Origin of the sequence: Photobacterium kasasachensis, from assembly GCF_050336885.1 — a bacterium.
GTDB lineage: Bacteria > Pseudomonadota > Gammaproteobacteria > Enterobacterales > Vibrionaceae > Photobacterium > Photobacterium kasasachensis.
Genome location: NZ_JAKJSH010000012.1, coordinates 213232 through 226730 on the forward strand (window position 1 = coordinate 213232; position 13499 = coordinate 226730).

Sequence of the window (13499 nt, forward strand, 5' to 3'; positions counted from 1 at the left end):
TGATATTAAGACATTTTTTTTAGTTCGTTAATGATCATTTTAGTGATCATATCTACATCTACTGACCCTTCTGTAGATGTTACGTCAGTATCATTAGTGGGTGCATTGTTACTATAGGATAGGGATAGTTCCTCCGTATCATAAGCTACACGACGAATATCAAAAAGGTGCTCTGGTGTAACGTTGTCAGAAGTAGAACTTCCGCCTATCGCGCCACAGCCCAATGTAAACGACGGGAACAGATTCGTAGACAGGCCAACAGCTCCGTGCGTTGAAGGTGTATTGACCAACATGCGTGATACCGGCTTTTTCAGGCCAAACGCACARATAACAGACTCGTCCTTAGAATGGATAGCTAAAGAGTGGCCTACACCCCCGTTATGRAGCAGTTTAATCGACAGTTCACAGGCTTCATTCCAACCTTCTACCGTGTAGTAGCCGATTAAAGCGGTCAGCTTCTCTTTCGAGAACGGGTATGCAGGACCAACACCAGACTCTTCTCCGATAAGAAGTCGAGTATCAGATGGAACCGTAATTCCGGCTAAGTCAGCAATATACTTCGCGTCTCTGCCTACAATAGCGGGGTTCATAGAGCCATTAGGGCGTTCCATGACTCTCTTCACGTTATCAAGCTCTGAACCTTGAAGRAAATATCCGCCTTGCGCTTTAAGCGTTGCTCTCACCTGAGCATCAATCACCTTATCGGTAATAATGGCTTGTTCAGAGGCACARATTGTCCCGTTGTCAAACGTCTTACTCGCCATTATTTTGGTTACAGCGTCATTGATATCCGCTGTGCGCTCGATATAAACAGGAACATTACCAGCACCCACTCCAAGAGCTGGAGTTCCGGAGCTGTATGCAGCTTTCACCATACCAGGGCCACCGGTTGCCAGAATAAGGTCCACTTTTCGCATCAGCTCACCGCTGCCTTCAATCGTTGGGATATTCATGACGCTAACCATGTCTTCGCTTACACCACAAGAACGAAGAGTCTCACGGATAAGAGTGACGGTTTTCCCAATACATTTGCTTGCACTCGGGTGTGGTGTAAATACGATGGCATTGCCTGACTTTAAGGAAATCAAGGATTTATAAATTGTTGTAGAAGTCGGGTTGGTTGAAGGAACAATGCCCGCGATAACACCGGTAGGAACAGCGATTTCGATGATTTTCTTAGCGATATCGTTGTTAATCACCCCGATAGTTTTCATATCTTTAATGGCTTGGTACAGTTTTTCACTCGCCAATCGGTTTTTAGTGGTTTTATCTTCTACCTTACCAAACCCGGTTTCCTCTACAGCCAGTTGAGCGAGTTCGGTCGCCTGTTTAGTCGCTGCTTCTGCAATGGCTTTAACAATACTATCTACACGCTCTTGGCTTAGCTGAGCAAATTCATTTTGAGCGGAGCGAGCGGAGTGAACTAAAGCTCTCGCCTCTTGAATTGATAATAGATCTTTATCTACCATTATTTACGCCTCATAATTATTATGCGTTAAAGTTAATGTCGTTTAAGCCATATACTTTTTGGGCTTCTTTAAGGAAAAGGGTATCCTTTCTCTTAAGGGGAAGGTCAACAATATCATTCAAATAATGACGCATATGTCAGATTCAGTGTGTCACTACACGTTTAGCGGGTATCATAATTTCCGTCACATATTTGTCGCTATCTTTAGTCGTCCAATAATCTATAACGTATCGTTCATAGCATTCGTCTGCTAGCGAATAGTTATTTAATTTTGCCCAGGTTGCTATTTTTTCATAGGTTTTTTTTATAGTAGAGTGACTTCCTATGTGGTAGCACCTAGCCATAGGCTGAGCGCCTATGAAAATGGTTTTCTCTGATGGGCAAGGAGTGGCTGTTTTTTGTAAAATACAAGTCTCTTTTGCTCCTCCTGTAACACGCGCTTGGTGAGATTTGAACTGTAATATCACAGGGCCTACAATATTAGCTTTCATCTTTTCGACATAATCTGTAAACTCGATATTAATGACTGAAGCGCGAATGTTTTCATCAAAGCTTTGTTTTAAATATAGATAGTCATCACCTGAGAAAAATTGTAATGAAACATCTGTATTTTGATTCTCTTGAACACTTTTAGCTTCTAGTATCAGATTATACCAATCGTTTACTGAGTTATACCTAACCTCTAAGCCTTTCTGCTCTTCAAAGAGTTCGGACATTTTACGCTTGAATACCTCTTGCATGATATTATCAATATTATAATCGCTACAAGAAATTAGTTGATTCATTTCATCGAGTGTAAATCCCATTTGTTTATAGTACTTTATAATGGGAATAAGAAATAGGCTATCATCAGTATAATAACGATAGTTATTAGAATTAAATCTTTTTGGTTTAATTAGTCCGATTTTATCATAATAACGAAGTGCTTTAGTTGAGATATTACACAATTTGCTGACATCGCTAATTGAATATTTGTTCAAACTAAATTTCTCCAAATTGTTTGTTATTATAAAGAGTTGAGAGTGTTATAGAACAGAACACTCTCAACTTATTCTTGTTAATCAATGATATAACGATTTATGGTTTTAGCACCTTCATCATGTGCTCTAAAATACAAAATCAATTCATCTTCTTTTGACATTTTGCTTCCGGCACTTTCGAGTAAACCGTTGGCTTCCGCAGTTAGTAAAGCCTCTAAAATAGCGTTTTTAGTAAAGGCTTTAAACGACCCATACATTGGACTAAGCGTGTCCATTACTTCAACTGTGCTGGCCTTTTCAACTGTAGTGAAATATTTTAGTATCGCATAATTTAACGGTTTCATTGGTTATTATCCTTTTTGAATAAGTCCATTGGGTTCATAGCAATTACAAAAATACCAAAAACCATTATTATCGCTGCAACCCATGCAATCGGAGCCATTGTCCAACCCGCAATACCAAAGGCTATGCCCAGAACTAGCCAACAACATAAAGGTCCCCAGAAAGAAAACGTACCGTTACAAGCCATGCCTAACGGAGCACCACACATTGCATTTCCTTTATACCAGAACATAAATGCACCATATGCCGCTAAGCCCGCTATTATGAAATATGGCATTGATTGAGAGTCAGCTAACGCTTGGAAAACCATGGCAGTTCCATTTTCACCGGCAATAAACCCAAATATTGGAACCAGAAGAATCAAGTTAGTTAACCCTGAAGTAACTTGACGTATAGTGATACCGATTTCTGGATCAATCATAGAAGTGCCGTAACCCGCTACACAACCTTCGATACCCCAAAATAGAGCGGCAAGGAAGCCAAAGAAGATACCTAACATTACGGTTGGAGAAGCGTCTGCATCTAGACCAGCAGTTCCGCCAATAAGAACACTAGCAAAAAAGCAGATTGCAATGCCTAGCATCATGCGAGCTGTTAGTTCTTGCTTGAAAATGACACGAGCTAAAACGGCACCAATGGCAGGGCATAGGGCACTAATAGGCACAACAATGGATCCGGCCATCTGTAAACCGACTACATAGGCTGTACTTGCCAAGGGGCCACCGATAATAGCTGATCCTATCATTATGGCTCCGGGTCTAGTTCTTATTGAGCGAGTAAAGTCACCTAGGCGACCACGTACGCCAGCAATGCCCAGTGCCCATATTGCACTAGATGAGTCAGTCAAAGCAGCTCCAATGGCGGCAAGAAGATATGTTGTTGCGAATAGAGAGAGGCCGGAGCCTTCGCCATACCAAACACTCCAGATACCCATAGACATCGCTAGGGTCATGAAGGCCGTATAAAATCCGTATGAAAGCCCTGAAAACAGAGCGGTAGAAATTCCTTTGCGGCGAAAGTCACGTCGTAATTTTTGTTCTGCGCTATCGGAGGTAGGTGTGCTGATAGCACTATCTAAATCTAAAACTGTTGTTTTTTCCATGTATTAAATGCCCTTATAGATACTTTATTTATTGGTGTATTAGTATGTGGCTGTAGACATGAATGGCTGAATATTCTCCATAATTTAAGATGCTCTTATTCTTAATATAATAGTATCGCTCATCTCATATTTACCCTTCTTTCGTTAACTAAAAATTTACTTTATATTAACAAGAGGGGTTGTTTCATAATTAAAAAAAAGAACCTAATGTAATTGATAACTTATATATTAACTATCGCGACGATATACCCATTAAATGGAATATCAATTGATAGTGTTTTCCTTTGTGATATTTATCACGATAAATATTCCTTCGAAGAATGTGAGATCAGCATTACATTTTAGCGACGTATACAATTGCAAATAATCGTAATGTGCGTGAGTTCAAATTATTCAATTCCGTTTTCCTAAATAACATTGACCTTCCCCTTAAGGGGAAGATTAGGATTCTGTATTTGGAACTAACTCATTTAACGAAATGATTAAAGTGAGGTGTAGTAAAATGGGAGAATTCATTCGGTATCAGGGTGAAGAAGCGTTAGGTCTTATTGAAACATTGGGAATGGTTCCTGCTATTTTCGGTGCTGATGCCATGCTCAAAGCCGCAAATGTAAAGCTCGTAGCGTATGAAAATATAGGTTCTACACTGGTCACTGTCATGGTTAAAGGTGACGTAGCAGCAATTACAGCATCAGTAGAGGCTGGTACTACAGCGGCAAAAAGCATTGGAGAATTAACCGCATCTAATTCAATGCCGCGCCCGATTAAAGCGATTGGGGATATTGTTTCAGTTCACGGTTTGCCTGTAGAGGGACCACAAAACGAATTAGGTGAAAGCCCAGCAGCAATGGGATTTATCGAAACATTCGGCATTGTGTTTATTCTAGAAGCAGCAGATGCAATGATTAAGGCAGCAGATGTAGAGCTTGTTGGATATGAAAATGTTGCATCGGGATATATTTCAGTACTCGTGCGGGGGGATGTTTCCGCTTGTATGGCTGCTGTAGAAGCTGGGGTTCGTGCTGTTGAAAATATGGGAGCAAAAGTTTATAGCTCAATAGTAATTCCTTCTCCGCATCCAGATTTACTGAAAATTACACAAATATATAACATTGATAATTTATTACCTTAAATTATCAGTGTTAATTGTTATTTGAATGCCATCCATAAGTAAGTCAGGAAGTACTTTTTTGATGACTATTTTAATTTCACATAAGAAAAATTATTAAAGCCTGTTTGTTATATGCAAGGGATAGGTGTCCCAGTATCGATTATCGCTAGCTATTTTCAAAGTATTGAGAGAAAAGGGTATGAAGAAAGAAGATGTAATTAATATTATCAAAAATGCTGGCATTGTTGGTGGCGGTGGTGCTGGATTACCTACTCATATAAAGGCTGATACTAATGTAGATACGATATTAGTAAATGGAGCGTCTTGTGAACCGCTTCTTATGAGTGACCCTTACCTTATTGAAACTGCAGGAAAAGAAATGCTGAAAGGCGTTGAAGTCATGATGAATGCCACTGGGGCTAATCGTGGCATTGTATGCTTAAAGGCGAAACATAAGGCTGCATTGAAATCCTTACGAACAGTGGTTGAGGAATTTGGTGACTCACGCATTGAAATATTTGAGTTAGAGAACTTTTATCCAATCGGTGATGAGCATGTATTAGTCCATGAAGTTCTTGATAGAACGATTCCTCAAGGTGGGTTACCACTCCATGTTGGGGCTGTCGTAAGTAACGTTGAAACATTTTATAACATAGGGCTAGCTCTTGAGAACATACCTGTAACTGATCGCTATCTTACTGTTTTTGGAGCGGTAAAAACACCGATGGTTGTTCGCGCATCGGTAGGAACAAAAGCGTCGGAGATTATTGAATATGCAGGCGGCGCGACAATCGATGATTATGTTGTCGTTGATGGTGGTCCAATGATGGGGCGTGTGTTGTCAGACATAAACAGCCCGATAACTAAAACGACAAGTGGTATTCTGGTACTTCCTCCAGAACATACTGTGGTAGCAAGAAAAATTATGCCTCCTCAGCAAGTACGTAAATTGACAACATCAATGTGTTGCCAATGCACACAATGTACTGAACTTTGCCCTCGCTTCTTATTAGGGCATGACATACAACCCCACAAACTTACCAAGCTTGGAACGGAAGATATTCTGAATAATAAAGAGGCTCATAAGGCATTACTTTGCTCAGAGTGTGGCGTGTGTGAAAAATTTGCTTGCCCGATGGGGCTTTCTCCACGTGAACTAAATGCACAAATCAAAGCGAAATTGAGAGAAGGTGGTGTTCGTTTGGAGACGACGGGAGAGTCACAAGAAGCTCATCCATTCAGACAAAGTCGTCGAATTCCTACTCAGCGTCTTATTCAGCGTCTTGATCTCGAGAAGTATGATGTTAGTACATCTTATGGAGGCGAGATTGTTCCTGAACAGGTATTTATCCCATTGTCCCAGCATATTGGTGCTCCTGCTAATTGCATCGTAAAAATTGGCGATAGCGTAGAAAAGGGACAGTGTATTGGCGAGATCCCAGACGGTAGCATGAGCGCAAGAATACATTCGAGCATCTCTGGTGTGGTGTCTGCCATAGCAAACAATGTAATAACAATTAGAAGTTAATAGGTGAATTTTATGCGATTGCAAACAATAGGTTGTGTTGAACTCAACAGTGTAGCCGTAGGTATTCAAGTAGCAGACGCGATGATCAAAGCCGCTAGTGTGGAGCTAGTTATGGCCAAAACAACCTGTCCTGGTCGTTATCTGATTGTTATTGCGGGGGACACTTCGGCAGTGACGAGTAGTGTTGAATCGGGCTGTATGATTGGTTCTTCGATGGTAGTCGATCGATTCATAATACCTCGGGTACATCACTCAGTAGCGTCTGCTCTTCAAGGTGTTCCTGAAGCGAATGATATGGCTGCTCTTGGTGTCATTGAAGTGTACACCTGTGCAGGGTGTATCTTAGCTGCTGACGCAGCAGCAAAAGCCGCAAATGTTCAGGTTCTGGATATTCGTTTCGCGGCAGGGTTAGCGGGTAAAGCATTTGTTATTTTGTCTGGTGATGTGTCTTCAGTACAGGCGGCGGTAGAAGCGGGTGTGACAGGTGTTGGTGAGTCCGGACCAGTATTGAGTCATGTGGTTATTCCAGCCCCTAGCCAGGAACTGCATAAATATATTGTTTAATAACTTCTGAGCTCCAGAAAGGTACATCTTCATGTATGAAGAAATGAAACAACGTATAATTCAGGAGCATGTTCCAGGTAAACAAATTACCCTGGCTCATGTTATTTCTAATCCTCAACCTGAACTTTTCAATGTGTTAGATCTCGGTAAAGAGAAAGGTAATGCTATTGGGATTATGAATATTACACCATGTGAAGGTGTAATTATTGCTGCTGATGTTGCAACGAAAACTGTGGCAGTAAATATTGTTTTTTTGGAACGTTCAGATGGCTCTCTTATGATAACAGGCGATGTATCTAGTGTTGAGACAGCTATTCAAGAAGTGATCAGTTATTTTACCGAAAAGTTAAATTATGATTGTGTTTCTATGACGCAAATGTAAGTCAGCTTAATGTTTCGTAACACCGTTTTTAAAAAGTAAAATTAGACCTGTTTCACTTAACACTTTTCTCTATTTAAAAGGGGGATATATTGACCTTCCCCTAAAGAGGAAAGGTAGGCTGGTATTTAAAGCAAGAATAAAACAAAGTAAATCTGCAACTAGGCGGTGCTAATCATGATAATGGATAAGGATTTAGTTTCCATACAAGAATCAAGGGTTCTTATGGAAAATGCAGCTAGTGCACAAAAAGAGTTAGCGTTATTTTCTCAAGAAAAACTTGATGCCATTGTCGAGGCTATGGTTGGTAGTGTTTCAAAGCAAGTTGAAAGCTTAGCAAAGCTCTCTTTCGAAGAGACAGGTTATGGGCGTTGGCAGGATAAAGTTCAAAAAAACCTGTTTGTTACTCAGCAGGTTTTAACACATTTACGCTCACTAAAATGCGTTGGCGTTATCTCGAAAGATGAAGAACAGCGCACATTGGATATAGGTATACCTTTTGGTGTTTTAGTCGGGTTATCTCCGGTAACCAGTCCGGTCTCAACGACCATCTATAAGGCACTTATTGCCATAAAATCAGGTAATAGCATTGTTTTTTCTCCTCACCCGCACGCAACTAAATGTATAAAAGCTGCTCTTGATTGCATGATCGAGGCTGCTGAAAAAAGTGGTTTGCCAAACGGATCGCTATCCTACATGGATACAGTGACAAAAGAAGGGACAAAAGAGTTATTAAACCACCCTGATACCGCTCTGATTTTGCTTTCAGGTGTTCCTGGTATGGCTGAGTTAGGGCGCCGCTCAGGAAAGCCCGTCATATATAGTGGAACCGGAAATGGCCCTGCCTTTATCGAACGAAGTGCTGATGTTCGCCAAGCAGTTCAAGATATTGTTTTTAGTAAGGTTTTCGACAATGGAATATCTCCTTCAGCAGAGCACTCGATTATAGTTGATGAATGCATTGAGCCTCAAGTACGCTCACTAATGCAAGAGCAAGGTGTCTATTTCATGATGGAAGAAGAGTCATGCGCACTTGCAGAACTACTATTTTCAGAGACTGGAAAGCATAGACTAGGGATGGTCGGTGTTTCAGCCAAACAGTTGGCTAAAAGAGCCAATTTCTCTGTTCCTGACAGCGTTCGCCTTTTAGTTGCAGAGCGCAAATATGTCACTAAAGACGACCCTTATTCTAAAGAACTTCTAGCACCTGTACTTGCTTACTATGTTGAAGATGATTGGATGCACGCGTGCGAAAAATGTATCGAATTACTACTTCATGTACGCAATGCGCATACGCTAACTATCCATTCTAATGATGAAGAAGTTATCTCACTTTTTGCTCTAAGAAAACCGGTGGGGAGATTATTAGTTAATACACCAGCCTCCTTTGGTGGGATCGGTTTAACTACAAACTTGACGCCTTCAATGTCACTTGCAAATAGAACTTATGGGCTAGGGATGACGGCAGATAATATATCTCCAAGTAATTTAACCTATATAAGAAAAGTTGGCTATGGTGTGAGACAGGTCGATAATTTTCTCTTTAAGCAAGAATCAAAACCTCAATGTGAGGAAGGTTCTATTGATTCTGTCCAGAAAGTAATTCAGGAAGCGCTTAGAGCGATACAAAATAGTTAAATAGTATAAAAACATAGATTAGATATTTGACGTTAAACAATAACCTAGTAATAAGGTGAAAGATTATGGATCTTGCGGGTTTTGCCAATAAACTTGAAGAAGCAACTAAAAATTTATCAGAAGATGATCGTAATTCGTTAAAGCAAATTTTCCAGAATGTATCGAAAGAAGTGTTTTCTCAACCAGCTTCCGAGTCAAAGGTAATGCCAGTTGGTACAACAATTCCTGATGGCCCTACAGAAAGACATGTCAAACTAAAAGAAAAATTCTTAAAACATGTCCCGTCTATCAGTATTAACCGTGCACGTATTATTACTGATGTATACAAAGAAAATATCGGTATGCCACCGGCTCTTTTACGCAGTAAAAGCTTTCTTCGCAACTGTGAAACCGCACCTCTGATCATTCAGGATAATGAACTGATTGTTGGTGCGCCTTGTGGGACTCCCCGTACAGGCTGTTTTTCTCCTGATGTTTCCTGGCGCTGGCTGCGTGACGAAATAGATACCATAGGCACTCGTCCTCAAGATCCATTCTATTTGTCAGAAGAAGACAAAAAAGAGCTGCTAGAGAATATTTTCCCGTACTGGGCAGAGCGCTCTGTTGATGAGCATTGTGAAGGCTTATACCGTGAAGCGGGATTGTGGGAGCTATCAGGTGAGTCTTACGTGTCTGACTGCTCTTATCACGCAACCAGTGGTGGTGGTGACTCAAACCCTGGTTATGACGTGATTGTCATGAAAAAAGGCATGTTAGATATCCAACGTGAAGCGCAAGAGAAGTTGGATGCACTCGATTACCAAAACCCGGATGACGTAGAAAAAATCTACTTTTACAAATCGGTTATCGAGACCGCAGAGGGGGTGATGGTTTACGCGAAGCGTCTCTCTGATTATGCCGCCCAACTCGCAGAGAAAGAAACTGATCCACGCCGTAAACAAGAGTTGCAAAGAATTGCTGAAGTGAATGCCCGTGTTCCGGCTCACCGTCCGGAAACGTTCTGGGAAGCGATCCAGGCGGTTTGGACCATTGAATCTCTTTTAGTAGTAGAAGAAAACCAGACCGGTATGTCCATTGGCCGAGTCGACCAGTATATGTATGACCTGTTCATGGCCGACCTGAAATCAGGGCGTATGACAGAATATGAAGCTTTTGATCTTGCCGGTTGTATGCTGATTAAAATGTCAGAGATGATGTGGTTAACCAGTGAAGGTGCATCGAAGTTTTTCGCGGGTTATCAACCTTTTGTCAACATGTGTGTCGGAGGGATCACTCGTGAAGGACGCGATGCAACCAATGAGCTGACTTATCTGTTGATGGATGCGGTACGCCATGTTCGAATTTATCAGCCGACGCTGGCGACTCGAGTTAACAATAAGTCTCCTCAAAAATACCTGCGTAAGATTGTGGATGTTATTCGCTCAGGTATGGGCTTCCCAGCCGTACACTTTGATGATGCACACATTAAGATGATGCTCGCGAAAGGTGTCTCAATGGAAGATGCGCGAGACTACTGTCTGATGGGGTGTGTAGAGCCACAAAAATCCGGTCGTCTTTATCAGTGGACGTCAACGGGGTACACCCAATGGCCAATCTGTATTGAATTAGTGTTGAACGGCGGTGTGCCACTTTGGTATGGCAAGCAGGTTTGCCCGGATCTGGGCCCGCTAAGCCAGTACGACACCTATGAAAAATTCGATAATGCCGTTAAAGAGCAAATTAAATACATCACTAAATGGACCAGTGTTGCGACAGTGATCTCGCAAAAGGTTCATCGTGATCATGCTCCTAAACCACTCATGTCAATGTTGTATGAAGGCACTATGGAATCGGGGCGTGATGTCTCTGCTGGTGGTGCCATGTATAACTTTGGTCCCGGTGTTGTATGGAGTGGCTTGGCGACTTATACCGACTCAATGGCAGCCATTAAGAAACTCGTGTTTGATGAGAAGAAGTACACATTGGAACAACTGAACGAAGCCTTGAAAGCGGACTTTGTCGGATACGAGCAGATTAAGGCCGATTGCTTGGCTGCGCCAAAATACGGCAACGATGATGATTATGCGGATGATATCGCCACCGACCTGGTGTACTTCACCGAAACAGAGCATCGTAAGTTTAAGACACTTTACTCTGTACTGAGTCACGGAACGCTATCGATTTCCAACAACACGCCTTTTGGTCAACTACTTGGTGCTTCAGCGAATGGTCGTGACGCCTGGTCGCCACTGTCAGATGGTATTAGCCCGACTCAGGGAGCGGATTTCAAGGGCCCAACTGCCATCATCAAGTCAGTATCCAAGATGGAAAATGACTACATGAATATCGGTATGGTGCATAACTTCAAACTGATGTCAGGGCTGCTTGATACGCGCGAGGGAGAGGATGGGATTATCACCCTAATCAGAACCGCGAGCATGCTTGGCAACGGCGAGATGCAGTTTAACTATCTGGACAATGACGTATTGCTTGAAGCCCAAAAGCACCCTGAAAAATACCGTGATTTAGTGGTACGCGTGGCGGGATACAGTGCTTTCTTCGTGGAGCTGTGTAAAGACGTACAAGATGAAATCATCAGTCGAACAGTACTGAAAGACTTTTGAACCACTGCGACTCCTGCCGTAGAGGCAGGAGTTAATTTAGGAAGTAGTTGCGCCATGATAGAAAGAAAAGCACGTATTTTTAATATTCAAAAATACAATATGTATGATGGTCCGGGCATACGCACACTCATCTTTTTTAAAGGTTGCCCTCTGCGCTGCGAGTGGTGCTCTAATCCGGAAAGTCAAAAATATCATCATCAAATCCTATATAAAGATGAATTGTGCACACAATGTCGTATGTGTGTAGAGGTTTGTCCGACGGATACCCACTACCTGGATCCTGTCACCTTTGAACATAAAGTATCAGATGACAATTGTATTGGCTGTGGAATGTGTGTTGATGCTTGTCCTACTAATGCATTAGCCATGATAGGTGAAGATAAAAGCATCACAGAGCTACTTGATATCATTGAAGAAGATAGACACTTCTATCACACAGGTGGCGGTGTCACTTTGGGTGGCGGAGAGGTTCTGGCGCAGCCGGAAGCTGCGATTAATTTACTCGCCATGTGCAAATACTCAGGTATTAACACGGCAATAGAGACGTGTGGTTATGCTAAAAGGGAAGTGATCGAGAAAGTGGCAGAGCATACAGATCTATTTCTGTATGACATCAAACACATGATCTCAGATGAGCATTATCGATATACTGGCGTCCACAATGAGTTGATATTGGATAACTTGAAGTGGCTTCTTGATAACAAACAAAATGTAAAGATTCGATTTCCACTGATTAAGGGTGTAAATGATAGTGAAGAGAACCTGCGCCTATTAGTAGAGCTTATATCGCCTTATAAAGATTTTAAAAACTTTAAAGGAATAGATTTATTGCCTTACCACAAAATGGGGGTGCATAAATATGCTCAGCTGGGTCGTAAATACGCTTTCGATGATTATTCTAGGTTTACACAAGAAGAATTAGTAAAAGTAGAGAGCTATTTGAAAGAGAGGGCTATCCCTGTGTCGATTATCGCTCACTAATTATTATGTAAGCCTTAAAGGAAAGTATGATGAATGCTATCGGAATGATTGAAACAAAAGGGTTATTAGCAGCAGTTGAAGGTGCTGACTCTATGCTCAAATCTGCTGATGTCTCTTTGATAAATAAGAGTTCTGCTACTGGTGGTCTGATAACGATTACTGTGACAGGAGAAGTTTCTGCTGTGCAAACGGCTGTCGAGGTCGCGGCAGATGCAATTTGCCGTCTTGGTCAGAACTTATTGATTTCAAAACACGTTATTGCGAGACCAAGCTCAGCGTTAGAAACGATCATTCCGATTATTCCGTCAGTAACACAGAAAAAAAATGTAGAAGATATTGAACAAGAAAATGTTGAACAAGAGTCTTCATCTGTAGCGGAAACACAGGATGATGCTGAGCCATCTATTGCAGAAAAAATAGATGCAACTGACGATGCGCCTGAACTTGAGTCTGTCGAAGAAACGCCGCCTATTTATAATGAGCCTAAATTACAAAGGATGAAGCTAGCTAATTTGCGAAAGATAGTTAGCGAACTGCCTGAAACAAATATAAAAGTAGATTTAAAAAAGGCGACTAAAAAAGTACTAATTAAGGTTATTTGTGATAGCCAAAATAAAAAAGGGCATAAATAATGGTAGATAAAGATCTATTATCAATTCAAGAGGCGAGAGCTTTAGTTCACTCCGCTCGCTCCGCTCAAAATGAATTTGCTCAGCTAAGCCAAGAGCGTGTAGATAGTATTGTTAAAGCCATTGCAGAAGCAGCGACTAAACAGGCGACCGAACTCGCTCAACTGGCTGTAG

Annotated in this window: 12 protein-coding genes; 8 read left to right on the top strand and 4 right to left on the bottom strand. The window is 41.5% G+C overall.

Features of this window, described 5'->3' with window-relative positions; genetic code table 11:
• Window positions 1–5: 5 nt before the first annotated feature.
• The 4 genes from L4D19_RS17955 to L4D19_RS17970 all read right to left on the bottom strand — a co-directional run bounded on the left by L4D19_RS17955 (window position 6) and on the right by L4D19_RS17970 (window position 3892).
• Window positions 6–1469 (bottom strand): acetaldehyde dehydrogenase (acetylating), encoded by a 1464-nt coding sequence (locus L4D19_RS17955; protein WP_428453606.1) that lies wholly within the window; start codon window positions 1467–1469, stop codon window positions 6–8.
• Window positions 1470–1611: 142 nt separating this feature from the next.
• The gene (locus L4D19_RS17960; RefSeq protein WP_428453607.1) at window positions 1612–2448 is read right to left on the bottom strand and encodes a MerR family transcriptional regulator; all 837 of its coding nucleotides are present in this window, start codon (window positions 2446–2448) and stop codon (window positions 1612–1614) included.
• Window positions 2449–2525: 77 nt separating this feature from the next.
• Entirely contained in the window at window positions 2526–2792 is a 267-nt protein-coding gene (locus L4D19_RS17965; protein ID WP_428453608.1) for a hypothetical protein, read from the bottom strand.
• Window positions 2789–3892 carry a hypothetical protein gene (locus tag L4D19_RS17970; RefSeq protein WP_428453609.1) on the bottom strand — a complete coding sequence of 368 codons (1104 nt, stop codon included), beginning with the start codon at window positions 3890–3892 and terminating at the stop codon, window positions 2789–2791. The genes L4D19_RS17965 and L4D19_RS17970 overlap by 4 nt, the downstream gene beginning before the upstream one ends.
• A gap of 502 nt (window positions 3893–4394) precedes the next feature.
• Here L4D19_RS17970 and L4D19_RS17975 point away from each other — a divergent pair.
• From L4D19_RS17975 to L4D19_RS18010, 8 genes are all read left to right on the top strand, one after another.
• Window positions 4395–5024 (top strand): BMC-T shell protein, encoded by a 630-nt coding sequence (locus tag L4D19_RS17975; RefSeq protein ID WP_083651896.1) that lies wholly within the window; start codon window positions 4395–4397, stop codon window positions 5022–5024.
• Window positions 5025–5202: 178 nt separating this feature from the next.
• The gene (locus tag L4D19_RS17980) at window positions 5203–6531 is read left to right on the top strand and encodes a 4Fe-4S dicluster domain-containing protein (protein WP_428453610.1); all 1329 of its coding nucleotides are present in this window, start codon (window positions 5203–5205) and stop codon (window positions 6529–6531) included.
• A 12-nt stretch (window positions 6532–6543) separates the two neighbouring features.
• Window positions 6544–7095, top strand: coding sequence for a BMC domain-containing protein (locus tag L4D19_RS17985; protein ID WP_428453611.1), 552 nt, complete (start codon window positions 6544–6546; stop codon window positions 7093–7095).
• A 31-nt stretch (window positions 7096–7126) separates the two neighbouring features.
• Window positions 7127–7477: a BMC domain-containing protein gene (locus L4D19_RS17990; RefSeq protein WP_428453612.1), complete on the top strand. Its 351-nt coding sequence runs from the start codon at window positions 7127–7129 to the stop codon at window positions 7475–7477.
• A gap of 174 nt (window positions 7478–7651) precedes the next feature.
• The gene (locus tag L4D19_RS17995; protein ID WP_428453613.1) at window positions 7652–9112 is read left to right on the top strand and encodes an aldehyde dehydrogenase family protein; all 1461 of its coding nucleotides are present in this window, start codon (window positions 7652–7654) and stop codon (window positions 9110–9112) included.
• A 65-nt stretch (window positions 9113–9177) separates the two neighbouring features.
• Window positions 9178–11715, top strand: coding sequence for a choline trimethylamine-lyase (gene cutC / locus L4D19_RS18000; RefSeq protein ID WP_428453614.1), 2538 nt, complete (start codon window positions 9178–9180; stop codon window positions 11713–11715).
• 54 nt (window positions 11716–11769) lie between these two features.
• Window positions 11770–12696: a choline TMA-lyase-activating enzyme gene (cutD, locus tag L4D19_RS18005; RefSeq protein WP_428453615.1), complete on the top strand. Its 927-nt coding sequence runs from the start codon at window positions 11770–11772 to the stop codon at window positions 12694–12696.
• Between the two features lie 26 nt (window positions 12697–12722).
• Window positions 12723–13328: a BMC domain-containing protein gene (locus L4D19_RS18010; protein WP_428453616.1), complete on the top strand. Its 606-nt coding sequence runs from the start codon at window positions 12723–12725 to the stop codon at window positions 13326–13328.
• The last annotated feature ends 171 nt before the right edge of the window (window positions 13329–13499 follow it).